Annotated in this window: 27 protein-coding genes and 1 tRNA gene; 14 read left to right on the forward strand and 14 right to left on the reverse strand. The window is 34.2% G+C overall.

From position 1 onward, the window contains the following. Positions 1-81 precede the first annotated feature (81 nt). Positions 82-420 (reverse strand): DUF6922 domain-containing protein, encoded by a 339-nt coding sequence (locus HQN62_RS06790; RefSeq protein WP_254454491.1) that lies wholly within the window; start codon positions 418-420, stop codon positions 82-84. Between the two features lie 21 nt (positions 421-441). Beyond that, positions 442-1,131, reverse strand: a complete 690-nt coding sequence (locus tag HQN62_RS06795; RefSeq protein WP_173503791.1) for a nucleotidyl transferase AbiEii/AbiGii toxin family protein — start codon at positions 1,129-1,131, stop codon at positions 442-444. A gap of 220 nt (positions 1,132-1,351) precedes the next feature. Here HQN62_RS06795 and mobA point away from each other — a divergent pair, with 220 nt between their 5' ends. Beyond that, entirely contained in the window at positions 1,352-1,789 is a 438-nt protein-coding gene (gene mobA / locus HQN62_RS06800; protein ID WP_173503792.1) for a conjugal transfer protein MobA, read from the forward strand. 397 nt (positions 1,790-2,186) lie between these two features. Next, entirely contained in the window at positions 2,187-2,414 is a 228-nt protein-coding gene (locus tag HQN62_RS06805; RefSeq protein WP_173503793.1) for a hypothetical protein, read from the forward strand. Positions 2,415-2,500: 86 nt separating this feature from the next. On the opposite strand, the gene HQN62_RS06810 is transcribed toward HQN62_RS06805, so the two are convergent. From HQN62_RS06810 to HQN62_RS06820, 3 genes are all read right to left on the reverse strand, one after another. Continuing rightward, on the reverse strand, positions 2,501-2,779 hold the full coding sequence (locus HQN62_RS06810) for a helix-turn-helix domain-containing protein (protein ID WP_173503794.1): 279 nt from the start codon (positions 2,777-2,779) through the stop codon (positions 2,501-2,503). 222 nt (positions 2,780-3,001) lie between these two features. Next, positions 3,002-4,246 (reverse strand): site-specific integrase, encoded by a 1,245-nt coding sequence (locus HQN62_RS06815; protein ID WP_173503795.1) that lies wholly within the window; start codon positions 4,244-4,246, stop codon positions 3,002-3,004. 299 nt (positions 4,247-4,545) lie between these two features. Further along, positions 4,546-4,620 (reverse strand) — tRNA-Pro (locus tag HQN62_RS06820). A gap of 149 nt (positions 4,621-4,769) precedes the next feature. On the opposite strand from HQN62_RS06820, the gene trxB reads away from it, so the two are divergent. Further along, on the forward strand, positions 4,770-5,717 hold the full coding sequence (trxB, locus tag HQN62_RS06825) for a thioredoxin-disulfide reductase (protein ID WP_116795889.1): 948 nt from the start codon (positions 4,770-4,772) through the stop codon (positions 5,715-5,717). A 90-nt stretch (positions 5,718-5,807) separates the two neighbouring features. Here trxB and HQN62_RS06830 read toward each other — a convergent pair whose 3' ends face one another. From HQN62_RS06830 to HQN62_RS06860, 7 genes are all read right to left on the reverse strand, one after another. Then, the gene (locus HQN62_RS06830) at positions 5,808-6,641 is read right to left on the reverse strand and encodes a GIN domain-containing protein (protein WP_173503796.1); all 834 of its coding nucleotides are present in this window, start codon (positions 6,639-6,641) and stop codon (positions 5,808-5,810) included. A 212-nt stretch (positions 6,642-6,853) separates the two neighbouring features. After that, positions 6,854-9,130, reverse strand: coding sequence for a M1 family metallopeptidase (locus HQN62_RS06835; RefSeq protein WP_173503797.1), 2,277 nt, complete (start codon positions 9,128-9,130; stop codon positions 6,854-6,856). 133 nt (positions 9,131-9,263) lie between these two features. Further along, entirely contained in the window at positions 9,264-10,004 is a 741-nt protein-coding gene (locus tag HQN62_RS06840; RefSeq protein WP_173503798.1) for a head GIN domain-containing protein, read from the reverse strand. Positions 10,005-10,015: 11 nt separating this feature from the next. Then, the gene (locus HQN62_RS06845) at positions 10,016-11,083 is read right to left on the reverse strand and encodes a M23 family metallopeptidase (protein ID WP_173503799.1); all 1,068 of its coding nucleotides are present in this window, start codon (positions 11,081-11,083) and stop codon (positions 10,016-10,018) included. Positions 11,084-11,089: 6 nt separating this feature from the next. Next, positions 11,090-12,817: a PspC domain-containing protein gene (locus HQN62_RS06850; protein WP_173503800.1), complete on the reverse strand. Its 1,728-nt coding sequence runs from the start codon at positions 12,815-12,817 to the stop codon at positions 11,090-11,092. Positions 12,818-12,822: 5 nt separating this feature from the next. Further along, a complete protein-coding gene (locus tag HQN62_RS06855) occupies positions 12,823-13,152 on the reverse strand; it encodes a PadR family transcriptional regulator (RefSeq protein ID WP_111409468.1) in 330 nt (109 codons plus the stop codon). 132 nt (positions 13,153-13,284) lie between these two features. Continuing rightward, complete coding sequence (locus HQN62_RS06860; RefSeq protein ID WP_116795883.1) at positions 13,285-13,740, reverse strand: DUF4870 domain-containing protein; 456 nt, start codon at positions 13,738-13,740, stop codon at positions 13,285-13,287. Positions 13,741-14,261: 521 nt separating this feature from the next. Between HQN62_RS06860 and HQN62_RS06865 the strand changes: the two genes are divergently transcribed. The 10 genes from HQN62_RS06865 to HQN62_RS06910 all read left to right on the forward strand — a co-directional run bounded on the left by HQN62_RS06865 (position 14,262) and on the right by HQN62_RS06910 (position 23,087). Continuing rightward, positions 14,262-14,714, forward strand: a complete 453-nt coding sequence (locus tag HQN62_RS06865) for a DUF4442 domain-containing protein (protein ID WP_116795882.1) — start codon at positions 14,262-14,264, stop codon at positions 14,712-14,714. Between the two features lie 319 nt (positions 14,715-15,033). Further along, entirely contained in the window at positions 15,034-15,609 is a 576-nt protein-coding gene (locus HQN62_RS06870; RefSeq protein WP_116798358.1) for a nucleotide exchange factor GrpE, read from the forward strand. A gap of 98 nt (positions 15,610-15,707) precedes the next feature. Further along, entirely contained in the window at positions 15,708-16,820 is a 1,113-nt protein-coding gene (gene dnaJ / locus HQN62_RS06875) for a molecular chaperone DnaJ (protein WP_173503801.1), read from the forward strand. 119 nt (positions 16,821-16,939) lie between these two features. Then, positions 16,940-17,860, forward strand: a complete 921-nt coding sequence (locus HQN62_RS06880; protein ID WP_173503802.1) for an ABC transporter ATP-binding protein — start codon at positions 16,940-16,942, stop codon at positions 17,858-17,860. A gap of 97 nt (positions 17,861-17,957) precedes the next feature. Next, complete coding sequence (locus tag HQN62_RS06885) at positions 17,958-19,274, forward strand: ABC transporter permease (RefSeq protein ID WP_173503803.1); 1,317 nt, start codon at positions 17,958-17,960, stop codon at positions 19,272-19,274. A gap of 48 nt (positions 19,275-19,322) precedes the next feature. Further along, entirely contained in the window at positions 19,323-20,486 is a 1,164-nt protein-coding gene (locus tag HQN62_RS06890) for a sigma-54-dependent transcriptional regulator (RefSeq protein WP_116795878.1), read from the forward strand. Positions 20,487-20,568: 82 nt separating this feature from the next. Continuing rightward, entirely contained in the window at positions 20,569-21,288 is a 720-nt protein-coding gene (locus HQN62_RS06895) for a DEAD/DEAH box helicase (protein ID WP_116795877.1), read from the forward strand. 111 nt (positions 21,289-21,399) lie between these two features. Continuing rightward, positions 21,400-21,618, forward strand: a complete 219-nt coding sequence (locus HQN62_RS06900; protein WP_111409502.1) for a putative signal transducing protein — start codon at positions 21,400-21,402, stop codon at positions 21,616-21,618. 111 nt (positions 21,619-21,729) lie between these two features. After that, positions 21,730-22,548 carry a Cof-type HAD-IIB family hydrolase gene (locus HQN62_RS06905; protein WP_254454492.1) on the forward strand — a complete coding sequence of 273 codons (819 nt, stop codon included), beginning with the start codon at positions 21,730-21,732 and terminating at the stop codon, positions 22,546-22,548. After that, positions 22,548-23,087 (forward strand): GNAT family N-acetyltransferase, encoded by a 540-nt coding sequence (locus HQN62_RS06910; protein ID WP_173503804.1) that lies wholly within the window; start codon positions 22,548-22,550, stop codon positions 23,085-23,087. The genes HQN62_RS06905 and HQN62_RS06910 overlap by 1 nt, the downstream gene beginning before the upstream one ends. Positions 23,088-23,264: 177 nt before the next feature. Here the strand turns inward: HQN62_RS06910 and HQN62_RS06915 are convergent, their stop codons facing one another. Continuing rightward, positions 23,265-23,786, reverse strand: coding sequence for a hypothetical protein (locus tag HQN62_RS06915; RefSeq protein ID WP_116795874.1), 522 nt, complete (start codon positions 23,784-23,786; stop codon positions 23,265-23,267). A 531-nt stretch (positions 23,787-24,317) separates the two neighbouring features. Here HQN62_RS06915 and mtaB point away from each other — a divergent pair. Beyond that, complete coding sequence (gene mtaB, locus HQN62_RS06920; RefSeq protein WP_173503805.1) at positions 24,318-25,646, forward strand: tRNA (N(6)-L-threonylcarbamoyladenosine(37)-C(2))-methylthiotransferase MtaB; 1,329 nt, start codon at positions 24,318-24,320, stop codon at positions 25,644-25,646. Between the two features lie 122 nt (positions 25,647-25,768). On the opposite strand, the gene HQN62_RS06925 is transcribed toward mtaB, so the two are convergent. Then, the gene (locus HQN62_RS06925) at positions 25,769-26,308 is read right to left on the reverse strand and encodes a hypothetical protein (protein WP_173503806.1); all 540 of its coding nucleotides are present in this window, start codon (positions 26,306-26,308) and stop codon (positions 25,769-25,771) included. Between the last annotated feature and the right edge of the window lie 411 nt (positions 26,309-26,719).

Genomic DNA, 26,719 nt, shown 5'->3' on the forward strand with positions numbered 1-26,719 from the left:
TATGTTTATGGACATGCCCTCCACACTGTAATGAAGTGATTAGCATTATGTGTCGGAGGGCTTAATTTATTAAATGCAGGATTAAATCCAGTGATAGGGTTTATCCTTGCGGTTGAGGTAGCAGTGCATCTCTTCCTTTTTGAGTTCGGGAAAGAATTTAATGGCATCTTCAATGGCGTAGTTGGGAAGAAAGGAAATCTCTTCACGGACTGCCTTAATTACTTTTTCACGACCATAAAAACGCACGATTTCGTCAATTTGATGCTGACCTCCACGTTCAACAATACGGGCAATAACCATTTTATATCCTCCATCCCAATCAATGCTGTCGAATCTAAAATCCCAGAAGAATTTAGGGTGAAGATTGGGTATTTTTCTAGTTAATTTCTCCATTGTTTTTTGAATAATGGTTAGTATCAAATATAAGCAATTTCTGCTGAATTACCTGCGAAAACCTCTCTTTTTATTGGGGTTAATTGGTAAATCCTGGCTTTCAGATTTAAATTTATATAAAGGATTTTTTACTGCCAGTTCCAGACGTTTTTGGATATTTTTCCAGTTCTGCTCTTTTTCTTTTAGCATATCTACACCGTCAAATGTGGTAATCTTGTCATAAGTATTCAGGCCTCTGCAAGCCCAGTATGTATCTTTGTCATATTTTCTCTGATAGGCTTGCAGATAAAACTTTAGAGGTTCTTGCTCAAGCATAAAGTACATGTCGACAAAATCCTTGTATCTGGTACCGCTCTGATGGATTGCATGGAGTTTCATTGCCCCAATATCTTCATTGGAAATCATGCGGACTCCTTCTGTTGTTTCCACAGAATTCAGAATAGGGTAATTGTGTGTAACAATATCGACTTTTATATTATCGATGAAGGTAAGAACCGTGTTATTGTAGAGTCTGCTTATCTCTTTATTTGCGTTGTAAGTGGCATGTAAATATTTGAGCATCGCCTGCGGATCAAAATCTTTTGTTGTAAAAAGATCTATGTCTACCGATAATCGGTGTCCTAATCGTAAGGCCAGCGCCGTACCACCAACTAATATGTGGTCTTTCAAATTTTCATCTTTCATAAGCCTTTGGAGAAGTTCCCACATCTCCGAAGTAACAGTTTCTTTGCAGAGCATAATTTTATATTTTCAGAAAATTAATTCTGAAAAAGCCCTGCTCTTTTGAAGTGTCCTCTGATGGCTTTATTTGACAGAGGATGTCCAATCCTAAAGATATAAGACTGTATTTGGAACAGGTAAGCCAAATACTTCCAAATACTCCCAAGTACTTCCACAGTAGGTCACCAATACTGATTATAAAATATATTGGTTTTAAGTAACACCATTAATTAAAGTCATGAAAAATGAAGAAAAAAAGAACCCGCATAAAGGAGGCAGACCTTCCAAAATAGATCCCGCAGTCCACCGCTATTCCATCAGTCTCACTGCAGAAGAAAATGCACGTTTCCTGACTCTGTTTGAAACCTCAGGAATGCATGTAATGGCACACTTTATTACAGCGTGTGTTTTTCAAAAAGGGATCAAAACAGTTAAAATGGATAAAGCGACAATGGATTATTATATGCGCCTGACCTCCTTTTACAGCCAGTTTAGGGCTGTCGGGGTAAATTATAATCAGGTTGTCAAGATTTTATATCAAAAATTTTCCGAAAAGAAAGCTTCGGCATATCTGTACAAACTCGAAAAGCAGACAATAGAATTAGCTGTTTTATCTAAAAAGATAATACAGCTCACAGAGGAATTTGAAGAAAAGCATATGAAAAAAGAGTCTTGATATGACAGCGAAATTTTAAGAATAGTAAATTTATACTAATGTCGATTCATGTACAATGTATGAAACATGATTTTTTAGTGTACCCTATATAAAGAATTGATAAGATACATCCGTAATATTTTATTAATTGCTGTTTATCAAACGAATGGCTATAACTGCCACAGCTTTAATTTATACCATCATAAAGTGTCAGTCTGCATTTTTTGTTTTGAAGATTGCGATGCTAAAAGATAAAGAGTACAAGCGAAACTACTATTGAAGTGACTTTAAGCATGCATCTTTATATTCATTAAAATAAGTAATGATGTGTAAGTAGTAAAGATCGTGAAAATGGTCTTTTGCCTTTTATGGCAGGAGGTGAAAGATAGCAAATAAAAAAATTATTAAAAGAAGAATCATGGCAGGTAGAAATTTGGTAAAGCCACAGGCTGAAAGTCGGGATATAAGACTCGAACAAAAAGAAAGCAATTTTTGCGATCAGAAACAAAAAGCTGAAAAATTAACTATTGAAGAATTAAGAAGCTGTAAAGGTTTTGAAACAGTATCAGAATCGGAGGGACAGGAGATAATTGAAAGCCTGTTTCGGTTAGCAGTAATAGTTTGTAATTTTAAACTAAAATTATGAGTTGAATGCAGTTATTAAGTGGCTCGAAAGATTCACAAGAAGAGATTTTGTAAAATTATTGGAAGAATGTAAATCAGAATCTCAATTTACTTAGTATTGCTTACACCGTCCATCAGTTTTTGGATATCGTCATAGCGGTAATACATAAGCCCGCCAATTTTATTGTAGGGAATAGTGCCGTTTACTCTAAGATTCTGAAGCGTTCCAGCCGAAATATTTAGAAGTTTACGCACCTCATAACTTTTAAGCCATACGCGGGTTTCTTCGCCTTTCTTGCGAGGGTATTGTTGATATCGCTTGATTTCTTCCAGTAATTCTTTTTTAAACTTTTCAAGGTCATCTCTTGTAATAAGATCTACATTCATAATACTCAGTTTTACATTATTATGTCATCACCATAATAGTATTGGCTTCAGATCGAAACAAAATAAAACTATAGTAGCATTAGAAAGCACAAATGTGTTCTGTTTGGCAGGCATTTGCTCTTTTTTTCTGCTAAAAAAAATCATGACCAAATCAAATTAGATTAAACCAATAAAAAAGGCAGTCATTAATTTTAAACTGCCTTTGTCAAAATATCCATGCTTTCAATCGTCTAATAAATGAGTAAACATCCGCTGTTCAAGTTTGCGCATATCCTCACTGAGTTTTTGTTCAACCACCTTAGCATAGATTTGAGTGGTGCGAATGCTTGTATGTCCCAGCATTTTAGATACACTCTCAATAGGTACGCCGTTACTCAGAGTAACGGTCGTTGCAAAAGTATGGCGAGCGATATGAAAGGTTAGTGTTTTAGTTATACCACTAATGTCAGCGATCTCTTTAAGGTATCCGTTCATTCGCTGGTTTGAAATTACGGGAAATACCGTGCCGTTATTCAGTGCCCTGGGATCATCACGGTATTTTTCCATTAAATCTGTCGCCTGAGGAAGTAAAGGCACACGTACTCCTGTGTCTGTCTTTGCCCTGCTTGTAGATATCCATAGACCACCGTCTATACCTGTAACAATCTTGTTTGGAGTTAGTTCAGCGAGTTCAATATACGAAAGACCCGTATAACAGCTGAACAGAAACATATCCCGAACATTTCTCAACCTTTCGATAGTAAATTCTTTATCTACCAGCGATGCAAGTTCTTTACCGTTCAATGAATGCCGTTCTACTTTGTCAAAATGTTTTTTGAAGCTGGCAAAAGGATCTTTAGCAAGCCAATCCAGCTTGACAGCCATATTTATCATTTTTCGCAGCCTTTCGATATGCTTCATGATGCCGTTGTTATTAAGCGGCTTCTGGTGATCCTTGGGAACATAATTAAATAGATAGCGTTCAAAATCCAGAATAAATTTGTATTTAAGCTGCGAAAGGACAATATCATTTCTGTAGAGTTTCTCCCTCAGGAATGTTTTTACATACCGTTGCGTGGTATGGTAATTCTTCATGGTTCCCGGAGCAAGTTTATTCATCTGCTGTTCATTATGATATTCAATCAGTGCCATTAGTGTTGGAGTTGTGTTGTCCGTGCCCATTACCCGGTCGCGTATCGCAGGGCCGTCTATAGCAGCATCATTCAGTAGCATCTGCTGATAGGTATTTATGATTTTTGCCTTGAATTGGTTAAGAAAAATGTTGAGTTCAGTAATTTCTTTGCGGTTTCCCTTAGCCATGCCTTTTCTTTCATCCCATTCGGCTGCCTTAACGGAACGCTTGACAGAAATCTCAGTCCGTTTTCCATTTACGGTTACTCGGGCACAGATAGGAGCCGAACCTTGGATCGTGGTTTTTTGGGTCTTTAGGTAAAAGAGGACCCCGAATGTAATTCCTGCTGTTTTCATATCTCAAAAATTTAATGTTACAGATCAATTGCACATTAAATGGGTCCCAAGAAAGCTGAATTTTCTTTTGAAAAACTGCATAATTTGAGAAGCATCAAATGTCAAAATTTGAGTACAACTGACTGATTTTTAAAATATTAAAATGATTTTTGGGGCCTAAAGGTAAAAAAAGAAAATGGGTAGCCGAATAGGTCCCATTTTCTTTGATATAACTTGAATATTTTGGAGTTGAATAAAAAGAAAAACCCCTTAAATCATACGATTTAAGGGGTTTTGACTGCCTTTGAAAGGCTCTTTAGTCGGGGTGGCAGGATTCGAACCTGCGGCCTCCTGCTCCCAAAGCAGGCGCGATAACCGAGCTACGCTACACCCCGTAATTCGAGTGCAAATATAAGGTTTATTTCTGCTTTTCAAAGTGATTTTGTAAAATAATTAAAATTTATTTCGGCATCAGTTTTTTGAATTTATTTGAGTGTGTATTTTTTAGAATAAAGATTACATTTGCAATTCAAAAATCAAAAATATGTCGGATACAATAGAAAAAATTAAATGCCTTATTATAGGTTCTGGGCCAGCAGGTTATACTGCAGCGATATATGCAGCAAGAGCCAACATGAATCCTGTGTTATACCAAGGAATGCAACCAGGAGGTCAATTGACCACGACTAATGAAGTAGAAAACTTTCCTGGGTATGTTGATGGTGTTACAGGCCCAGAAATGATGGTCCAGTTGCAAAGTCAAGCACAACGTTTTGGTGCTGATATCCGTGATGGTTGGGCCACCAAAGTAGATTTCTCTGGAGATATCCACAAAGTTTGGATCAATGATAAAATTGAATTGCATTGTGAAACTGTGATTATTTCTACAGGAGCTTCTGCTAAATATTTGAATATTGCATCAGAGCAACATTACTTGAAAATGGGTGGTGGAGTTTCGGCTTGTGCAGTATGTGACGGATTCTTTTATAGAAATCAAGAAGTTGTGATTGTTGGAGCAGGAGATTCAGCTTGCGAAGAGGCTCATTATTTGTCTAAATTATGTTCTAAAGTAACAATGTTAGTTCGTAGCGAAAAGTTTAGAGCTTCTAAAATTATGGAAGCACGTGTTCGTAAAACGGAAAATATTACCATCTTAATGAATCACGATACAGTAGATGTATTGGGAGACGAACAAGTGGTAACTGCTGTGAAAGCAAGAAACAAAACTACTGGAGAAGTGTTTGATATTCCAGCTACAGGTTTCTTCGTAGCGATTGGACACCAACCGAATACTGAAATCTTCAAAGACTATTTAACTTTAGATGAGACTGGTTATATTGTAAATACACCAGGAACTTCAAAAACTAATGTAAATGGTGTATTTGTAGCGGGAGATGCAGCAGATCATGTGTACCGTCAAGCAATAACAGCTGCAGGTACTGGTTGTATGGCGGCTCTTGATGCTGAAAGATATTTGGCTTCTAAAGATTAAATTTTTTCTTTATAAAATGAAAAGTCCCAATTTTTTAAGTTGGGACTTTTTTTATGGACTGAAAACTGTGACTAAAACCCAACTTTGGGATTACTTCGCTTTTTTTATCAATTGAGCTTCGCCCAGAAACTTTCTTACCTCTATTTTTGGAGTGCCAAGCAAGTAGATTTTGGATGTATGATTTGCGTCAATTATTAGTGAAGTATCGGCCATTAGATTGCATATGGCACTGCCTTCGGTAGTAACATCAGTATTTTTTACAGTGAAGTTGAAACCAGTAAATACAGTATTATTATCTTGTCGAATAACTGCGTTGGTGGCTTCTCCTTCTATTGTTGCTGTGGCTTTTTGGTACAAATCAAATGCAATATCCGTAGTGGTAGCCAGAGCTTTGATTTGTGCATTTTTACTTAGTTGAATTTTAGCTTTTTCAGCTTTTAAATTCAATTCTATCTTAGATTTATCATCGGATATTAACGTAAAATTTTTCGAATTGACATTCAAGTATAATTTTGCAAAATCCAATGAGCTAAAGGTAATGTCATCTAGTATTACGGCTTCAAGTGCATTTACAATAGTCGCGTTTTTGGCAACGACCGATTTTAAATCATTGGTGTATGTAATTTTTACGACCAATCTTTTGAAACTAGTGATTTCTTTAGAAGTGTAAATACGAAGTGTTTTTTCTTTAATGTCAAAAGAAATATTATCGTGAAGATTGTCGTCAGCATCAATTTTAATTTCATTTTTTGCTCCTTTTTCCAAGAAAACTGTTAGGTTGTCTTCAATTTCCAATGCGGTAAAATCTCCAATTTCTTTTGGTTTTTCGACAACGATTTTGGAACCTTTTATTTTTTCTTTATTCTGACCAATGGTCATTGTTGTTGTAAGTAAGAAAAATACAATTAAGCAGGAATATTTCATTTTATACAATTTGGGTTTGGTACAAATATAAAAAAATCACTCACTTTTTGGTGAATGATTTTTTGAATTTTAATATAATTCTAACAGGTTATATAAGTATTGGCAATGTTAGATTCATAAACAATCCTGTTTTTAACTTTTTGTGATATAAAAGCAGAATTTACATGAGTAACACTAGATATTTTGATTAGATTACACTGTTGAACTTAGTTTTATGCCTTTGTAAATAAGAAATTTTGACTTTCTATTTTTAATGTAAATTCATTTTTAGCTTCGTTAAATTGAATTTCAATACCACCTTCTCTTTCAGAGCCAAATTTATCTTTACCAATACTTTCAAAAGAAATGGCTGAACCCTGACCTTCTTCAGGTGTTCCTGTAAGAGTTCCGTTTTCTTCAGTGAAACTTAGCTTTACAGGAAGTTGTTTACTTGTGTAGTTACCTAAATAACTATCTAAAATTACTGCTTTCTCTAACTCACTTTTGTCAGCACTCCAAACATTATTTGCTGTATTTATATCAGGAAAAACGTGATCAGGGTCTATGGTAATGGTATCAATTTCTTCGGTAGAGGCGTTCTTAAATGCCCATGTTGTATTGCGTTGCCAAATTTCTACAGGAAGTTGTACGCGACTAATGGCACCACTTTTGGTTTTAATTTCCAAAACAACTGGCATAGCCATTTTTTCTAAATTTTCGATTGAAATAATTGCGCCTAACTTAGGATCGTTTTTAAAATATTTGATTTTTGTAATTCCTTGATCCAATTGCCAATTATTTACGAACCAAGATCTCCAAAACCAATTAAGATCTTCTCCGGAAACGTTCTCCATTGTTCGAAAAAAGTCATCTGGTGTTGGGTGTTTAAAGGCCCAACGCTCTGTGTAAGTTCTAAAAGCCTTGTCGAAACGGTCTTCCCCTAATACCTGTTCGCGTAAGACAGTTAATCCCGAAGCCGGTTTTTCGTATGCCAATATTCCCATATTTCCTTCCTTCATTCCGTCTGGTGCAGTCATAATAGGCTCTAATTCGGGTTTGAATAGTACTTTAGCCTTTTTTTGCAAGTTCCTCGGACGGGATTTGTATTCTCCGTTATTGAAATCATCAGAGCTTAGTGTGTTGATAAAGGTGTTGAATCCTTCGTCCATCCAGGCAAATAAACGTTCGTTAGAACCTACAATCATAGGGAACCAGCCATGACCAAATTCATGATCGGTTACGCTCCATAAATCTTCACCTTTTGATTTCCAATCGCAAAAAATGATTCCGGGATATTCCATTCCAGCCTCGTTGCCGGCTACATTAACAGCTGTAGGGTAAGGATATTCAAACCAGCGTTTAGAGTAATTTTCTATTGATGATTTTGTGTATTCAGTGGCACGACTCCAAGCTTCCTGTCCTGAGCTTTCAATGGGGTATGCAGAAATGGCTAATGATTTTTTACCGCTTGGCAAATTGATTTTTGCAGCATCAATAATAAATGCCGATGAAGAGGCCCATGAAACATCACGTGCGTTTTTAATTTTAAAATGCCAGTTCAATGTAGATTTTCCGGTAGGTCTTGAAGTTGTATTGGAAACTTCTTCTGTCGAACGGATGATTACTGTTTTGTCACTTTGTGATGCAGTAGCCCAACGTTTTTGTTGTTCAGGGGTATATACTTCGGAAGGGTTTGTCAATTCACCAGAGCAAACAACGATGTGATTTGAGGGAGCTGTAATTGTAACATCAAAATCGCCATACTCAAGATAAAATTCACCAGAACCAAGATAGGGTAAGCTGTTCCATCCCTTAACATCATCATAAACGCACATTCTCGGATACCATTGCGCCATAGTGAAGATTTTTCCGTTTTTTGTTTCCAACACACCCATTCTGTTTGAGCCAAAATCTGGAGAAATAAATGAAAACTCCATTTTAAGTTTTATAGTTCCTCCATTTGGATTTAGATCCTGTGGAAGAAAAACCTGCATTCGGGTATCGATTATCTCAAATTGTACTACTTTCTCAACGGTTTTGCCATTTTGAAGCGTAACTACTTTTATTGATTTTATTTTATGTCCCCCGTCAAATATTTGTCCTTTGTCTCCATTACGGTTACCAATTACAGGAATTACTGCTTTTCCTCGTGAGTTGTTTTTATACAAATTTTGATCAACGTTCATCCATAAAAAAGAAATTTTGTCAGGACTATTGTTAGTATAGGTTAAAATTTCCGTGGCAATAATTTCGTTATTTTTCTCATTCAAGGTAGCAGTTAATTGATAATCGGCTTTATTTTGCCAATATTTTGCTCCAGGCTGTCCGCTGGCTGAATGTGTGTCAGTACCATTTTTAGTGTAAAAGTTGGGAGCAAAAGCATCGTGATAGTTATACTTTGATGTTGGCTTAACACTCGCTCCCGCTGTGGTGGACTGTTCCTGTGCCTGAAGACACATGCCTCCTAAAACTAAAGCTAAAAAACTAGCTTTGAATTGATTTTTTCTCATGATGTGATTGATTTGATTGATGATTTTATGTGTGAACGTCTGTATTATTAGTAGTAAATTAATGGTTAATAATTATGATTTTTAATTAAAAAAAAACATTCGTTGTTAGTGAATGTTTTTAAGATTGAGTTACTTATTCTTGACGGATACTTCCTCCTGAATTCTCTTCTTTTTGAATCGATTTTGGTGTTCCGTTATAGGTAATGTTTCCACCGCTGGAAGCCTCAGCTTTTAGGTTTACAATAGGATGAGCCGTTATCGATCCACCACTGGATGAATTGGCGACCACTTCGTTTGCCATTAAATCAGTTGTGTTGATTACACTTGCGCTCGAAGCTGATACTTCAATATGTAATGCCTTTCCTTTGATGGTTTGATTACTTGCACTACTACCTGTCAATTGAACACTTTCATATTCGGCTGTGAGGTTAATATTGGCAGCACTTGATGACTCCAAAGTAAGGTTGCTTCCTTTTAGTATAGTATTAGAATTAACAGATGAGGCAGATGAGGCTTCAATTCCTTCAATAACAGGCATTTTTACTGTGATTTTTTTAGAAGAAACATTGATGTAGTTACCAAATTTACAAGAAATAACCAGTACTCCATTTTCTACTTTTGTGGTGATTTCTTTCTGTAAATTATCATCAGCTTCGACAATGATTTCTGTTTTGTCTGATTGTTCTATAACAAGGTCTAAAGCATTGCTTACTTCTACGTTTTTAAAATCGCCAGTAACTGTTCTTTTTTCTGTAGTTACATGACCGCTTCCTGTAATGGCATTTATTTCTCCAAGTTGATTGCATGACCCAAAAAGCAAAGCTGTTAATGCAACAATAATAAATTGGGTGATTAATGTGATGACTTTTATCATGGCTATTGATTTTATTTTGATTGAATAATATCACCGGTTGTAATGGTGTGTGTTGTTGCCTCTTTTTTGTTTGAACCAAGAATTAAATAATAATTTTTAAAATAGGATGGAAGTCCTTCCGCCTGATGATTGATAGAATTTCGAACTTCAAAATGCAGATGAGGAAAGAATGAACTACCAGAAGTTCCAATAGAAGCAATTTTCTGTCCTTTCTTTATTTTATTCCCCACTTTCATTCCGATTGCACTTTGACTTTTTAGATGTCCGTATATACTGTACAAATTATCATTGTGTTTTATAACAATATAATTTCCATATAAAGTTAATGGATTATCTTTTAATGATGGAATGTCAAAAGTTTTATCGTCTTTTTTATTCGTTTCGATAGCTGCAATTTCACCATCGGCAACAGCCAAAACATCAGTTCCAAAACCAAACCAGTCTGTGTCGTTTTCTCCCTTTGAAAGAAACTTTTTTCCTTCAGAATCAACTACTACAAAATCATAAGCGTATCTCATGAAGTTTCCAGTAAAACCTAATTGTTTAATAGGAGCAAATTCGTAGTCAAAACGCCTGTGATGCGAATAAAAATCATGCCCGTCATACACAAGTATTTTGTTTTTTAGAGGCAGATTAAAATCCGACTTTTGTTCATAATCTGTAGGAATAACTACTTTTTTAATCTCAATACTATCATTGAAAACAAATGTATATTCCAGTTTATTAGTCATACTATTTAAATCTGGAAAAGGATTAAAAAGCATTTTTCTTGAAACACTATTCCATTCAATGTTTGGAATAGTGTTTATACTTGGGGCTGTACCATTATTATCCAAAAATTTTTGTTGGATAAGCTTGTTTTGTTTGTCAAAAACAGATATCTCTAGCCTGGTTAATTTAAGGCTATCCGTTGATTGGTTTTCTATAACAAAATCAAAATTCAAACTGTATTGTTGTTCATTGATTTTCTCTTTCAGCGGATGCTGCGGTTTACATTCAATTGTAAGTTTGTTTTGAGCATTAACAGCCAAGGCAGATAATCCAAAAATAAGTACTGCAAAAGATTGAATGGTTTTCATTTTTACTTATTCAGTTTTAATGATTATACCGTCTTTGTTGATTTTCAATTCTTTAAATTCTTTTTTTGTTTTAACAACAGAATCACTTTCAATAGTAACACCGTTTTTAGTGATGGTTACATTAGTTTCATTGTCATTGTCATTATCATCGCTATCATCATTGTCATCTTCAGGACAATTGATACATTTTATTTTGTTGTCCTCTACTCTGAAAATTTCATTAGTTGAATCAGCATGCCACAAAAAGGAATCACCATCTGTACGGTCATAATTTGACATAGATTCGTCAGGTTTCAATAAGGTGCCTTTTGGTAGAAACACAGTGATTTCGATTTCCTGATCGCGAAATTTGTTTTTCAAATCGGTGATTAAATAGTTGTCAAATATCAATTGATTACCCACAATTTTATAGCTGTATCTAATAGCATCAGCTCTTTTCTTAGCTTCAGACAATGATTTTCCTTTGGCTTCTTTTTCGATTTGAAGATAAGCATACTTTTCATCCGATTTTTCAATTCTGATACTCACTTGATTTGAGTAAATAATATCATTATTCGATGAATCTTTTGTAATCATAAAATCATTTCGATCATTTACATTCTTTGCAAAATAATCATTGTGTTTGAATTTAATTAGAAGTGTATCTGTTGGTTTTAGATTAAGTGTCTCTTTTTGAACCGATCTACCGTTTACGGCAAATGCAGTGGCTTGTTTTATTCCTATTGAAATTGCAATTGAAACAGCGATTAACCAAAGGGCTAATAGTGTGTATTTTGCAATATTTCCAATAGAATTCATATTAGGGGCCAATAATTTAAAGCCTAATAAAGTCATGAAAAAGAAAGGAATACCAACAGCAAGGAACATTAATAGACCAAAAGACCAGATTGGATAATCGGTAAAATTACCAGCTTCCACAAAACTTTGCCAAGGAAAATTCATAGAGACGCTAGTCCCCAATGTGAAAACCCCAATGAAAAGCATAACTAATACGGCTAAACCAGACATTATTAAAATCACTCCTAAGAATTTGGCAAAAATTTTAAAAACTGTCATGATGAAATCTCCTAGACCGCTTCCTATTTTTTCAGCTCCTGACTTAACTTGATTTCCAAATTTATCGTAATCAGCATTTTTTATTTTCCCTGAAACATTTTCGAACTCCTCACGAACCTTCTTTTCAATATTTGAAATTGTAACAGGCTCTCCTGTCATTTCTAGTTTTTCAGATGTTGTTATCGCTTCTGGAGTTACGATCCAAAGGATAATGTATGCTAAAATTCCAGTTCCAAATCCAGCAAAAACAAATATTAAGAACATGATTTTTAACCAAACGGCATCAATTCCAAAATAATGTCCTAAACCTGTGGCAACACCACCAATCATTCCGTTTTCTTTGTCACGGTATAATTTTTTAGTATGTCTAGGAGCTGAAAAGTCTCTGTTGTCATTTGAAGTTGGACCATCTTCTTCGATAATGTAATCCTCAGGTTGTCCCATAACGGAAATAACTTCGTCTACTTCTCTAATTGTAACTACGTGTTTTTCTGTTTTTTGTTTTTCTGTCAATAATTCCGAAACTCTCATTTCGATATCTTTGATGATTTCTTCCTGTCCAGATGATTTTGACAACGATCGTTTTATGGCGTCAAAATAACGGGTTAATTTTTGGTATGCATCTTCATCAATATGGAAGAACATTCCGCCTAGATTTATATTTACAGTTTTGTTCATGACTATTATTTTTGGTTGGTTATTAGGTTTACGGCATCGGACAATTCCGTCCATGTGCCATCTAGTTCTCTTAAAAAGGTTTGTCCAATTTCTGTCAAACCATAATATTTTCTAGGTGGTCCCGATGTGGATTCTTCCCAACGATAGTTGAGCAATCCGTCATTTTTTAATCGAGTTAAGAGCGGATAAATGGTTCCCTCCACGACCAACAATTTAGCGTTTTTCAAAGTGTCTAATATTTCTGAGGTATAAGCGTCTTTCTCTTTTAATACGGATAAGATACAAAACTCAAGAACACCTTTACGCATCTGGGCTTTTGTGTTTTCAATGTTCATAATTTTTTAATTTGAGTTGATTAGATTTGTTGATGAAACTGTTCATTTTTGATTGATGATTGAATGATTAATTTATTTTGTGATATTATGTTTCTATATTTAATTCAATGCTGATTTGAGCATGATGCTTTATTATTTAAGGAAAGATATTGTCAAAGGATAGCTATATTCCTCTCCATTAGATGCTTTGATTGAAGCATAAATGACTAAAAAGAATTCGGCTATTTTCATACAGGCAAATACAAAAAGTGCTAAAACACCCACTGTCAAAATTCCGATGCTGTTACCATAATCAAAATTTTCAAAAATAATATCGTTGTTGTTTACCAAATCATTGAATGAAATGTTTTTCAAAACGGTATATAAAAATACCGGAATGGCAATCATGGCTAATACCAAAGAGTAAATTAAAATACTCAATTGAAAATTCAAAGCTTGTTTACCATTGTGGTCAACAAATTCCGATTGCTCTTTTTTGGATGTCCAAAGGATAATTGGAAATATATAATTTCCAAACGGAATAATATATTGGCTAAAAGTGCTCAAGTGTGTAAATGCGGCAATGTTTCTTTCGGTTGAAGTTTCCATTTTTTTTGATTTTTTGATTACGTTTTTTGATTTTTTCCGCTACGCTCCAAACAATTCGGCTACGCCTCGGGTGATGATTGATGACAGAAATTGATTAAATGACTTACCTAGTAATTTCTTATACAAATATATGTCCAAAAGAGAGTATCTTGTATCGCATAGTAGTGTATATTAACATAGTATTAACAAAAAATGATTATTTTGAAAGAAAATTACATCATTTAAGAGTGATTTATTGACTTGGGTTACTCTATGACGTTGATAGCAGTGAGCGTGAAGGATAAGAGCTAGCTACCGAAGTAGCGCGGATAGCCTGACAGCGCTAGAGAAAGGGGCTCTATATGTGTTCCTATTGTTTAGCCCCTTTTTCTAGTGGTGGCACGCCCAAAGATTTGAGAAAGTAATAATTTAATTGAAAGTAGAATTATTTTGGATTGGATGAAAAGAGGTAGAATAAACTAATTGTGGTTTTTTATATGTACGCATAGTATTTTTTGTATTTTAGCAAAAAAATGTATCCCATGGAATTAACAGTATCTAAATTAAATCGATTCATATTTTTCAAATTGCCTTCTGCTTTTATTTGCGGGGTTAGAGTTAAATCTATAGATAAAGATAAATGTGTGGTAACCGTAAAGCACAGATGGATTAATCAAAATCCTTTTAATTCTATGTATTTTGCCGTACAAGCGATGGCTGCCGAGTTGACAACAGGAGCAATGGTAATTGATAAAATTCAGCAAAGCGGAAAGAAAATATCGATGCTTGTGGCTAATAATAAATCTAATTTTTCCAAGAAAGCGACGGGCCGAATCACTTTTGAGTGCCAAGATGGCCATTTAATAGAAGAAGCAATTCAAAAGGCAATTGCCACTGGTGAAGGTCAAACGTTTTGGATGAAATCTATTGGAACTAATGAAGAAGGTGTTCAGGTTTCCGAAATGGATTTTGAATGGAGTATTCGATTAAAATAAGGTTGTCTTTTTAAAATAAAAAAAAGCTTCGTTAACTAGAAACGAAGCTTTTTTTGATATAAGGCAATAGTGAATTAATAATTATATAGAAAACAACCTTACTTTCAATATTTGAGAGTTGTATCCTTGGGGGAGTGAATAAAAATCTGTTCCAAAATTAAACAAAACTATAACGTAATAGTCTTAAAATTATATTAAAGTTTTGTCTAAGATTAGATGATATTTTCTTTGGAAAAATTTTATTCTTAAAAAAAGATGACAATTTGACATTTTATAAGTTTTGGCAGTACTTTTGCAATCGAATCTAATGAATAAAACTATGTTTAAGAATTTTTTTAAAAATAAAAGTAATATGACTACAGAAAATACAGAATTCGATCAAGAAATAGATGATGTGACATTAGAGAATAATGCAAATGGTGAGCAACTTATTATTGAAGAATTAAGTGTTGAAGAGCAATTAGCACAAGACTTAGCCAAAGAAAAAGATAAGTTTTTGAGATTATTTGCTGAATTTGAAAATTACAAAAGACGTACTACAAAAGAAAGAATTGAGCTGTTTAAAACAGCTAATCAAGAAGTTTTGCTTGCTATGTTACCTGTACTGGATGATTTTGACAGAGCAATGGTTGAAATCAACAAATCGGAAGATGAATTGTTAGCCAAAGGCGTAGAATTGATTCATGAAAAACTGAAAGGAACGTTGGTGGCCAAAGGATTAGAGCAAGTTGATGTTAAAGCGGGTGATGCATTTGATGCTGATTTTGCTGAAGCAATTACTCAAATTCCAGCGGCATCAGACAAAATGAAAGGGAAAATTGTGGATGTTCTTGAAAAAGGATACAAACTAGGCGATAAAATTATTCGTTTCCCAAAAGTGGTAATTGGTAACTAAAAAATCAAATTGCAAATCCTAAATTCTAATGTGTTGAACGGTTGGAATTTGATCCTGAAACCTTCGGGATTAAAATTTGGAATTTACTTTAAATTATTATGAAAAAAGATTTTTACGAAATATTAGGCATTTCAAAAGGTGCAGATGCTGCTGAAATTAAAAAGGCATACAGAAAAAGTGCATTGAAATACCATCCTGACAAGAATCCTGGCGACAAAGAGGCAGAGGAAAAGTTCAAATTAGCTGCCGAAGCTTATGAAGTATTGAGTGATCCTGCCAAAAAAGCAAAATACGATCAATATGGTCATCAAGCATTTGACGGTTCCGGAGGATTTGGCGGAGGTCATGGCGGAATGAATATGGATGATATCTTTAGTCAATTTGGAGATATTTTCGGTGGTGGATTTGGTGGATTTGGCGGAGGCGGAGGCGGAGGTCCTCGTCGCGTAAAAGGAAGTAATTTGCGTATTAAAGTAAAATTAACTCTGGAAGAAATCGCCAATGGTGTTGAGAAAAAAGTAAAAGTTAAACGTAAAGTTCAAGCTCAGGGTGTAAGCTATAAAACGTGTTCAACGTGCAATGGTCAAGGTCAGGTAATGAGAGTTACCAACACGATTTTGGGTAGAATGCAATCGGCTTCAACTTGTCCTACTTGTGGTGGTTCTGGTCAAATTTTGGACAAAAAACCAAGCAATGCCGATTCTCAAGGAATGGTTGTAGAAGACGAAACCGTTTCTATAAAAATTCCAGCAGGTGTTGTGGACGGAATGCAATTAAAAGTTTCCGGTAAAGGAAATGATGCTCCAGGAAACAGTGTTCCGGGAGATTTGATTGTTGTTATTGAAGAAATTGAGCATGAATTCTTGAAACGTGAAGGTGAAAACCTGCACTACGATTTATATATTAGTTTCGCAGAAGCCGTTCTTGGAATTTCAAAAGATATTGATGCCGTAAACGGAAAAGTAAGAATCAAACTGGAAGAAGGAATTCAATCTGGAAAAATCTTGAGATTAAAAGGAAAAGGTATTCCAAGTATCAATGGTTACGGAAGTGGAGATTTACTTGTACATGTAAATGTTTGGACTCCAAAAACTTTAAACAAAGAGCAAAAACAGTTTTTTGAAAAAGCGCTAACAGATGATAACTTTACTCCAAACCCGGAGAAATCGGAAAAATCATTTTTCGAAAAAGTGAAAGATATGTTTTCATAACTTTTAGAAACAATAAAATACAAACCCATCCTTTATTCGTTAAGGATGGGTTTTTTAATGTATAATTAAGAGAATTTAGGCTCGAAATTATTTACTTTTACGCCAATTAAAAAAACAGCATGAGTAATATACTTGAAGTAAATAAAGTCGTAAAGCAATATGGTGATTATGTAGCGCTTAACGAAGTTTCATTGACCGTTCCTAAAGGAAGTATATATGGGCTTTTAGGCCCAAATGGAGCAGGAAAAACTTCACTAATTCGAATTATCAACCAAATTACGATGCCAGACAGTGGCGAAATCATCCTTGATGGTGAAAAGCTTCAACCCAAACACATACAACACATTGGATATCTTCCTGAAGAAAGAGGTTTGTACAGCACTATGAAAGTAGGCGAGCAATGTTTGTATTTGGCACAAATGAAAGGATTGTCCAAAGCCGAAGCCAAAAAACAACTCGAATATTGGTTTGATCGCTTGGGGATTCAAGGGTGGTGGAATAAAAAAATTCAAGAATTGTCGAAAGGAATGGCGCAAAAAATCCAGTTTGTGGTTTGTGTTTTGCACAAACCAAAATTATTGATTTTTGACGAGCCTTTTTCCGGATTCGATCCTGTAAATGCCAATGTTATCAAAGACGAAATTTTGGCATTGAGAGATGAAGGTGCCACGATTATTTTTTCTACCCATAGAATGGAAAGTGTGGAAGAGCTGTGTGACCATATTGCACTCATCCACAAATCGAATAAGCTAATAGAAGGCAAGCTGATTGATGTAAAAAGAAAATTCAAGACCAATAGTTTTGAAGTTGGTATCCTGTCTGACAATGTAGAAGGCTTGATGTTTGACATTACCCAAAAATTTAAAGTAGGCCAAGCCAATTTTAAATCCTTGAATGATGAAATAAAATTGGAAATCCAACTTGGGAATGCCACACCAAACGAATTGCTGAATGTCTTGTCTCAACGCGGTCAGGTTATGCATTTTGTCGAAAAAATTCCAAGCGTGAATGATATTTTTATTCAAACAGTAACAGGATAGATTAATTGGATTTTTATACTTTTCGATTAAAAATCAACAATCCAACAATCCATCTATCGAATGATCAAATAATCTAAAAATCGAATAATCTATATAAATGAGCATTATTTCATTAATCATAAAAAGAGAGTTTATTGCCAAAGTTCGCAATAAGTCATTTGTTGTCATGACTTTTTTAAGTCCGTTGCTGTTTGTTGCGATTGCTGGTTTTGTTGCGTATTTAAGCTCTATGAAAGCCGAAACAAAACGTATTGCAATTCATGATGAATCGGGTTTGTTTGTCAACGAGTTTGTAGCTCAGAATAATAAAGACAGTGAATACAGATACTTGGATTTGTCGGCAATTGATGTTCAGGCTCTTAAAGACAGTATTGCTAAAGAAGATTTTGAAGCCTTACTTTATATTCCAAAGACGACAAGTAACAAAGATTTGGAAAATAAAATTCAATTGATTTCCAATAATAGTCCTAGTATTATTTTTATCGAGAAAGCCCAAGGAATTATTGCCGATAAGTTGACCAAAAATAATCTCGAAATGGCGCATTTGGACACTTTGGCAATAAAAGGAGCCAAGGCCGAAGTGGTTTTAAATCTTTCTAAAGCATCTGGTGAAGAAAGTATCAAGGGGCTTAACGAAATAAAAATTGCAATAGGTGGTGCTTTTGGTTATCTTATCATGATGTTCATAATCATTTATGGGAATATGGTAATGCGCTCTGTAATCGAAGAAAAAACGAATCGTATTGTAGAAATTATCATTTCCTCGGTGAAACCCTTTCAACTTATGATGGGAAAAATTATCGGAACTTCATTGGCAGGTTTACTGCAATTTTTAATTTGGACTGTTATCGGTTTGTCATTGATGTTTGCTGCCTCTGCATTTTTTGGTGTCAATATCGGTCCAACGTCTAGAGTTTCTCCAGAAATGATGCATGTTGCTCAGCAAGAATTTTCAGGAACTGCCCAAATGTATATCAAAGAATTATGGAATCTGCCTATCGCCAGTATTTTGATCAGTTTTGTGGTTTATTTTATTGGAGGATATTTTCTCTATAGCTCTTTTTATGCCGCAATTGGGGCTGCTGTAGACAATCAAACTGATTCGCAACAATTTCTTTTGCCTATTATAATGCCATTGATGCTTAGTGTTTATATTGGTTTTTTTACGGTTATTAACGATCCCCATGGAACTATAGCAGTAGTTTTTTCAATGATACCATTAACATCACCAATAGTAATGTTAATGCGTATTCCTTTTGGAGTACCGTGGTGGCAAATTGCAATTTCCGTATCTTTGTTGTTCGCCACGTTTTTTGGTGTAGTTTGGTTTGCTGCCAAAATTTACCGTGTTGGAATTTTGATGTATGGAAAAAAGCCGAGTTGGAAAGAGTTGTATAAATGGTTAAAATATTAAAGGTTATTTGAATAGTTAAGTTATAAAGCCAAAATAAAAAAGTTATTTATGTCGAAAATTCTAATTATCGAAGACGAAGAAGCCATCAGGAGAGTATTAGCCAAAATACTTTGCGAAGAAAATGAGTCTTATGAAGTTGATGTAGCCGAAGATGGTGTTATAGGACTTGAAAAAATAAAAGAAAACGACTATGATTTGGTTTTATGTGACATAAAAATGCCAAAAATGGATGGCGTTGAATTGCTTGAAGCCGTAAAAAAGATCGATACCGAAATTCCCATCGTAATGATATCAGGGCATGGTGATATGGAAACGGCAATCAATACCATGCGTCTTGGGGCTTTTGATTATATTTCAAAACCACCTGATTTAAACCGATTGCTAAATACTGTCCGAAATGCATTGGACAAGAAAAAACTGGTTGTTGAGAATAAAATTCTGAAGAAGAAAGTCAGTAAAAAATATGAAATAGTTGGAGATAGCGAACCAATCAATCTGGTGAAAGTCATGATTGATAAAGTAGCTAAAACCGATGCAAGAGTTTTGATTACCGGACCAAATGGAACCGGAAAAGAATTGGTTGCCCATCAGTTGCATGACAAAAGCGATCGTTCCAGCGCTCCAATGGTAGAAGTGAATTGTGCCGCAATACCAAGTGAATTGATAGAGAGTGAATTGTTTGGCCATACAAAAGGCGCTTTTACATCGGCGGTAAAAGATCGCGCAGGAAAATTTGAAGCAGCCAATAAAGGGACAATTTTTCTGGATGAAATTGGGGATATGAGTTTGTCAGCCCAAGCCAAAGTTTTGAGAGCTTTACAAGAAGGAATCATAACAAGAGTAGGAGCAGACAGTGATATAAAAATTGATGTGCGTGTTATAGCTGCCACCAATAAAGATTTAAAAACTGAAATTGCAGAAGGCCGTTTTAGAGAAGATTTATACCATCGTTTGGCTGTAATTCTCATAAAAGTTCCTTCCTTAAATGATAGGAGGGAAGATATTCCTTCTTTGATTGAGCATTTTACAAATAAAATTGCAATCGAACAAGGTAATGCGGTAAAGCATTTTTCAGTAGAAGCCATTCGTTTATTGCAAGAATACGATTGGACGGGTAATATTCGTGAATTAAGAAACGTGGTAGAACGCTTAATTATCCTTGGTGGAAACGAAATTTCCGAAAGTGATGTTAAAGCTTTTGCCAGTAAATAAAGTAGAATAAAAAAACAAGAATATTTTATGTAATAATTCATTAGCTTTTGGCTTATGTCTTATGCCTAATTACTAAAAAAAAATGAAACTAAAGAAAATAAATCAAGTATTGCAAGAAGCCTTAATTGATAGCGGGTTGACTGAAGCTAATGAGATGCAAAAAGAAACTTTTTCGACTATAAAAAGTGGTGCAGATGCAATTATTGTTTCGCCAAAAGGTTCGGGAAAATCAACAACTATTGTGATGAATGTAATTCAGCAATTGGTTTGTGAAGGAGAAGAATCACCTCGTGCCTTAATTATCGTCGAAGACAAAACTAAGGTTCTTGAAATGGAAGAACTTTTTGAGAAGTTTGGAAAATTTACCAATTTGAGAGTATATGGTGTTCATGATAAAGGCGATATGGAATATGATAAGAACTATATTTCGACAGGTATTGATGTTCTTATAGGTACTCCAAATAAATTGAGTGATATGTTTACCACAGCGGGATATAATGTAAATCGATTGAGAATGTTCATTCTTGATGATGCAGACCCGATTTTGAAATTGCGTCATGAAACAAAAATCATGCGAATCTCAAATAGTATTGCCAAAACGCAACGTATTATTTTTACTGACCAATTGACCGAACGAATTGAAATCTTGGCCGATAAAATGTTGTTGGAGCCTTATGTTTTTGATTTTGAGGAAGAGTATGACGAAGACGAGGAGGATTTGGAAGAAGAAGAATCAGTAAATCCAGACGTAGATGATTTTGAAGAAGAAGACGAAGAAATTGATGATGACGAGGAGGAGTAAAAAATTAACAATAAATCAGAAGGCAGGAAGCAGAACTCCGAACGGACAGGTTTTAAGGTGCTTTTAGTTTAATGATTTGATATAATAATAATTTAAAAAAATAAAAGCATCATGGGATTAATGAAAGTATTTTCGGGAAGTGAAATTTTGGCATTGGCTTTACAAGAAAAAATTGAAGCCGTTGGAGTGGAAACTACAGTTAAAAATAATGTTCAATCGGCTAGAATGTCAGGTTTTCCAAACTTAGACGCAGCTGTTGAGGTTTTTATCCAAGAAACTGATTTTGCAAAAGCAAATCCGGTTATCGAAGAATTTAGGTTGAATATCTAATTGAATAGAATGATTTTTTTTAAACCTTGAGACTTATTAGTGTCAGGGTTTTTTAATGGCATAATAATTGTAATTTATTAATTTATAATTTATTAGCCGAAAATTTATATAATGAAAGAAGTGAAATACAAAATGCTTGTTTTGGATATGGATGACACGTTGTTGACCGACGACCATACCATATCAGATGAGAATAAAGAAATGATTTTTAAAGCCCAGGAATTGGGAGTATATGTGGTTTTGGCATCAGGAAGGCCCACTTCTGCGATGACAGCTTATGCTAAAGAATTGAAAATGGACTATTATAATTCATTTATGCTATCCTACAATGGAGCTGTAATTACAGATCTGAAAGAAGATAAAGTTCTTTTTGAGCAAACCTTGACCAAGGAACAAATCCATGAATTGTATGACTATAGTTTAAAAAGCAAAACACATATCATTACTTATGTAAATGATGAAATTGTCAGTGAAACCGATTCGGAATATATAGATATTGAAAAACATATTACAGGTTTGGCACATAATAAAGTAGTGAGCTTTAAGGGCGCTGTACAATCGAATGCTGTGAAATGTATTCTGCTTGAAGAACCATCCTATCTAAAAACGGTTGAAGATGATTTGAAACTGGCCATGCCACATTTAAGTGTGTCGATGTCAAAGCCTTTCTTTCTTGAAGTCGCCCAACAGGGAATAGATAAAGCCTACAGTCTGAAAAAATTGGCTGAGAAATTAGATATTCATCAAAGTGAAATTATTGCTGTTGGAAATGCAGGAAATGATTTGACAATGGTTGAATATGCTGGTTTAGGTGTTTGGGTGGACAATGTGACTCCAGAATTAAGAGATAAAGCCGATTTAATTGTCGCTTCCAATAATGATCATGGAGTTGCGGAGGTAATCAAACGTTATATTTTAAATTTAAATTAATGAAATCCTATATAGAAACCGAAAGGTTGATATTAAGGGAAATGATTGCTTCAGATGATGAAGGAATGTTCGAATTGGATTCGAATCCTGAAGTGCATCGTTTTTTAGGAAATAAGCCTGTAAAGCATATTGATGAAAGTAGGCTAATGATCGAAAATATAAGAAAGCAATATGTAGATAACGGTATTGGTCGTTGGGCTGTAATCCTTAAGAAAACCAATGAATTTATTGGCTGGTCCGGTATAAAATTGATTAAAGAGACTATCAATAATCATCAAAATTTTTATGAGATAGGGTATCGTTTTATACAAAAGCATTGGGGGAAAGGGTATGCTACCGAAGCTGGATTGGCTTTTGTTGATTTTGCCTTTAATGAAATGAAAGTGGAAGTTCTTTATGCTTACGCAGATGCAGGAAATAAAGGTTCAAGACATATACTGGGAAAACTGGGAATGCATTATGTCAATTCCTTTGAATACGATGGAGAAGAAGAAGTTTGGTATGAAATCACCATGATTCCAAATCGTAAATTTGAATGAAGAATGGCGATACCATATTCCAATAAAAAACAAATATTAACTTCATATGAAATGAAAAATCCAAATTTATAAAAAAACCTTTTTTACAAAATTAAAAATCCGTCTCGTTGTTGAATGAGACGGATTTTTTATGGGTTTTTTGTAGTTGTATGGAAACGTACCTACCACATTGTTTTTTTATTTTTTAGCAACCGAAATAAAATAATTATTTCCGTCACCCATCGTAAGTTTTACCCTTTCGTCACATACATCGATGTTGAATTTACCATTGTCATAACAAGTACAAGTTGTTTTCTTGTCTTTTGACATTTCGTTGTCACATTTTCCTGTTTTATAACCTGTCAATTGTGGAGTGTAAAAAGAAACTAAATCGGTAGAAGCGGTAACCAATGAAATTATGCTTGCTGAGTTATCGTTAGCGATTCTGTAAACGATTCTGTCCGTATAGTTGATGTTGTCCACCGAAACTTTCCTGATATAAGTATAGGCAGTTGATGCCGTTTCAACTGATTTTTCTTCAAATTTAAAACCAAGACTTCTGATGTCAAGATTGAATTTTTCTTGTGAATTATAACTAGCCCATGCAGTCAAAGTACTGATTGTTGGGAAAGGGTTTTTAGTTGCTATTGATGGGGCATTTTGAGCTTGTGAGCAAAGTGTAATGAATAGTAGGGAGATTGTGAGGCAGAACGATTTCATTTTGTTTTTGTTTATTTAATATTGACCTACTCTTTATGGTTTTCGGCGATCCCATTTATTGTTGTTAATAGTATGTTTTTTGTTTCTTAAGTATGATTCCTCTAAAGATTAAGGTAAATTCAATTACAAGAAATGTAATGTCACTAATAATTTAATCCATGTTTTAAACAGATAAAATCATATATTATTACTTTCCTACTAAATTATTTTTTTTAAATAATTAGTTTTTGAAATTTCGAATAACGGAACACAGGAGCTTTATTTGGTATAAGATAAAGTTAGTGCCGTTGAATTGTTTTTGGAATTGTGAAATTAGTATTTAATTAAATAAGAACAAAACCTTGAAGAGAAAAATAAAGCTTTTTTAAAGTGCATAACATCATTAGTTTAAATGACAATATCATGTTATTGTGCCTAACGGTTGGAAATGATATGAATATAAATAATCATCGGCTTTACAGTGTAAATTTTTGTTCGTAAATTTGCGCACTTAAATTTTTTGACAACGATTTCATTAATTTAAGGTTAATTATGGAGAATAGAAAAAAAGTTGCTTTTTACACGCTTGGTTGCAAACTGAATTTTTCGGAAACATCAACCATTGCACGTAATTTGGAAGATGAAGGTTTTGATCGAGTTGATTTTGAGGAAGTGGCTGATATGTATGTAATCAATACTTGTTCGGTTACAGAAAATGCCGATAAGCAATTCAAACAAGTGGTGCGCAAGGCAATGAAGTTGAACGATAAGGCTTTTGTCGCTGCGGTAGGTTGTTATGCACAGTTGAAACCAGAAGAATTGGCCAATGTTGATGGAGTTGATTTGGTTCTTGGAGCGACTGAAAAATTCAAACTAGCAGATTATATCAATGATTTGTCAAAGAATGATTTTGGTGAAGTGCATTCGTGTGAGATAGCCGAAGCCGATTTTTATGTAGGCAGTTATTCGATTGGGGACAGAACACGTGCTTTTTTAAAAGTTCAGGATGGTTGTGATTATAAATGTACCTATTGCACAATTCCTTTGGCGCGTGGAATTTCGAGAAGTGATGAATTGGAGAATGTATTGAAGAATGCTTTCGAAATTTCGAAGCAAAATATCAAAGAAATTGTCCTGACAGGTGTCAATATTGGGGATTATGGAAAAGGGGAATTCGGTAATAAAAAACACGAACATACTTTTCTGGAATTAGTTAAGGCATTAGACGAAGTTGAAGGGATTGAAAGATTGCGTATTTCTTCGATTGAGCCTAATCTCTTGAAAAATGAGACGATTGAATTTGTTTCTAAAAGCAGAACTTTTGTACCTCATTTTCACATTCCGCTGCAATCGGGAAGCAATGATATTTTGAAGTTAATGAAACGCCGTTATTTGCGTGAAGTCTATACCGAAAGAGTGAACAAAATTAGGGAAGTGATGCCACATGCTTGTATAGGTGTGGATGTGATTGTTGGATTTCCGGGAGAAACTGACGAGCATTTCTTGGAAACCTATCATTTTCTGAATGAAATGGATATTTCGTATTTGCATGTTTTTACTTATTCGGAGCGTGATAATACAGAAGCTGCCGAAATGGAAGGAGTTGTTCCTGGAAACGTTCGTGCCAAACGAAGCAAAATGCTAAGAGGTTTATCAGTTAAAAAACGTCGTGCTTTTTATGAAAGCCAGTTGGGAACCAATAGAACTGTTCTTTTTGAAAGTGAAAATAAAGAAGGTTATATTCATGGTTTTACCGAGAACTACGTAAAAGTGAAAACGCCTTGGAACCCGGAATTGGTTAACACTTTGCACGAAATCAATTTGACAAAAATTGATGAAGACGGAAGCGTTCGAATGGAATTTTTGAATGTTGAGGTTTAAAATTTAAGATAAAAACGATTTTTGAACATAAAAAAAAGCATCATTATACTTTTATAATGGTGCTTTTTTATTTGGTAAACTTTATACCTGCCCTAATTTAGCTACTTGTTGTTTTACTATTATTAATTCATTCCAACAAAAGTTTTTGTATTCAAGTTGTTTTGCAAAAACGTGTTTTTATTAATTTCTTTAAAGTTCAAAGGACTAACTTCATCAGAGACAGAACTTTCAATAATCATTTCAAGTTGCGTTATTTCAGATTCAATAGTGTTTTCAATAGAAAGTGGATAAGCTTCATTTGAAACTGTATTCTCAATTATTAAGTCAGATTGAGCTATAATATCTTTCATGGAATCTTCGAAAACTATAAATTCTATTTCATCCGAAGTTGTGTTTTCTGTTAGTTTATCGTTTTCAGAAATAATTTCGTTAACCGTTTTAGAATTGGACCCAATTACAGTTTCTGGATTAAAAGTTTCAGAATCCATAATTACTTCGGGTTTTACTATTGCTGTTTTTTCATTTGATGTTATTGTGTCATTTTCGCTCAAAGAAACTATTGCTTGATACGTAGCAACTTGACTGTTTATTGTGTTTGAAGCTTTACAAATATTAGATAGAGATACTAATGTGATTCCTAAGATTAAAATTGAATTTTTCATGATACTTGATTTTTGATTGTTTTTTTTTTTGATGGTTGTTTTTTGTAGATATTAAAATCATATAATAATATCCTATGCAAATATATATCTTAAAAAAGGTATTGTGTATCGCATAGTACTTAAAATTAACTTTATTTTAACATTTACATCAAATTTGTTATTGTCATTGAGTTAATATGAAATCCATTTCTCAATCAATTTATACAAGCATTCTAATTAAGTTTAAAAAAAATGCAAGTATTAGGAGTTATGCAAAAGATTGTACAACACATCAAATTATACAATAATGCAGTAATTATATTTAAAAAAATGAGCCCGATACAATATCGAGCTCATCATTGTCAAAATAAATTAAATACTTGTCTATATTTTTAGAAGTAATCTGTTTTTTATTGTTTTTTTAGATTTATA

The organism is Flavobacterium sp. M31R6 (genome assembly GCF_013284035.1).
GTDB lineage: Bacteria > Bacteroidota > Bacteroidia > Flavobacteriales > Flavobacteriaceae > Flavobacterium.

Bases quoted from the DNA above. Each gene is read 5' to 3' on its own strand.
- HQN62_RS06815 (WP_173503795.1), bottom strand. From the start codon at position 4,246: ATGAAAACAGCAGGAATTACATTCGGGGTCCTCTTTTACCTAAAGACC.
- HQN62_RS06795 (WP_173503791.1), bottom strand. From the start codon at position 1,131: ATGCTCTGCAAAGAAACTGTTACTTCGGAGATGTGGGAACTTCTCCAA.
- HQN62_RS06835 (WP_173503797.1), bottom strand. From the start codon at position 9,130: ATGAGAAAAAATCAATTCAAAGCTAGTTTTTTAGCTTTAGTTTTAGGA.
- HQN62_RS06855 (WP_111409468.1), bottom strand. From the start codon at position 13,152: ATGAACATTGAAAACACAAAAGCCCAGATGCGTAAAGGTGTTCTTGAG.
- mobA (WP_173503792.1), top strand. From the start codon at position 1,352: ATGAAAAATGAAGAAAAAAAGAACCCGCATAAAGGAGGCAGACCTTCC.
- HQN62_RS06900 (WP_111409502.1), top strand. From the start codon at position 21,400: ATGGGATTAATGAAAGTATTTTCGGGAAGTGAAATTTTGGCATTGGCT.
- HQN62_RS06905 (WP_254454492.1), top strand. From the start codon at position 21,730: ATGAAAGAAGTGAAATACAAAATGCTTGTTTTGGATATGGATGACACG.
- dnaJ (WP_173503801.1), top strand. From the start codon at position 15,708: ATGAAAAAAGATTTTTACGAAATATTAGGCATTTCAAAAGGTGCAGAT.
- HQN62_RS06910 (WP_173503804.1), top strand. From the start codon at position 22,548: ATGAAATCCTATATAGAAACCGAAAGGTTGATATTAAGGGAAATGATT.
- HQN62_RS06850 (WP_173503800.1), bottom strand. From the start codon at position 12,817: ATGAACAAAACTGTAAATATAAATCTAGGCGGAATGTTCTTCCATATT.
- HQN62_RS06805 (WP_173503793.1), top strand. From the start codon at position 2,187: ATGGCAGGTAGAAATTTGGTAAAGCCACAGGCTGAAAGTCGGGATATA.
- trxB (WP_116795889.1), top strand. From the start codon at position 4,770: ATGTCGGATACAATAGAAAAAATTAAATGCCTTATTATAGGTTCTGGG.
- HQN62_RS06885 (WP_173503803.1), top strand. From the start codon at position 17,958: ATGAGCATTATTTCATTAATCATAAAAAGAGAGTTTATTGCCAAAGTT.
- HQN62_RS06840 (WP_173503798.1), bottom strand. From the start codon at position 10,004: ATGATAAAAGTCATCACATTAATCACCCAATTTATTATTGTTGCATTA.
- HQN62_RS06845 (WP_173503799.1), bottom strand. From the start codon at position 11,083: ATGAAAACCATTCAATCTTTTGCAGTACTTATTTTTGGATTATCTGCC.
- HQN62_RS06810 (WP_173503794.1), bottom strand. From the start codon at position 2,779: ATGAATGTAGATCTTATTACAAGAGATGACCTTGAAAAGTTTAAAAAA.
- HQN62_RS06830 (WP_173503796.1), bottom strand. From the start codon at position 6,641: ATGAAATATTCCTGCTTAATTGTATTTTTCTTACTTACAACAACAATG.
- mtaB (WP_173503805.1), top strand. From the start codon at position 24,318: ATGGAGAATAGAAAAAAAGTTGCTTTTTACACGCTTGGTTGCAAACTG.
- HQN62_RS06870 (WP_116798358.1), top strand. From the start codon at position 15,034: ATGTTTAAGAATTTTTTTAAAAATAAAAGTAATATGACTACAGAAAAT.
- HQN62_RS06865 (WP_116795882.1), top strand. From the start codon at position 14,262: ATGGAATTAACAGTATCTAAATTAAATCGATTCATATTTTTCAAATTG.
- HQN62_RS06895 (WP_116795877.1), top strand. From the start codon at position 20,569: ATGAAACTAAAGAAAATAAATCAAGTATTGCAAGAAGCCTTAATTGAT.
- HQN62_RS06880 (WP_173503802.1), top strand. From the start codon at position 16,940: ATGAGTAATATACTTGAAGTAAATAAAGTCGTAAAGCAATATGGTGAT.
- HQN62_RS06915 (WP_116795874.1), bottom strand. From the start codon at position 23,786: ATGAAATCGTTCTGCCTCACAATCTCCCTACTATTCATTACACTTTGC.
- HQN62_RS06890 (WP_116795878.1), top strand. From the start codon at position 19,323: ATGTCGAAAATTCTAATTATCGAAGACGAAGAAGCCATCAGGAGAGTA.
- HQN62_RS06925 (WP_173503806.1), bottom strand. From the start codon at position 26,308: ATGAAAAATTCAATTTTAATCTTAGGAATCACATTAGTATCTCTATCT.
- HQN62_RS06860 (WP_116795883.1), bottom strand. From the start codon at position 13,740: ATGGAAACTTCAACCGAAAGAAACATTGCCGCATTTACACACTTGAGC.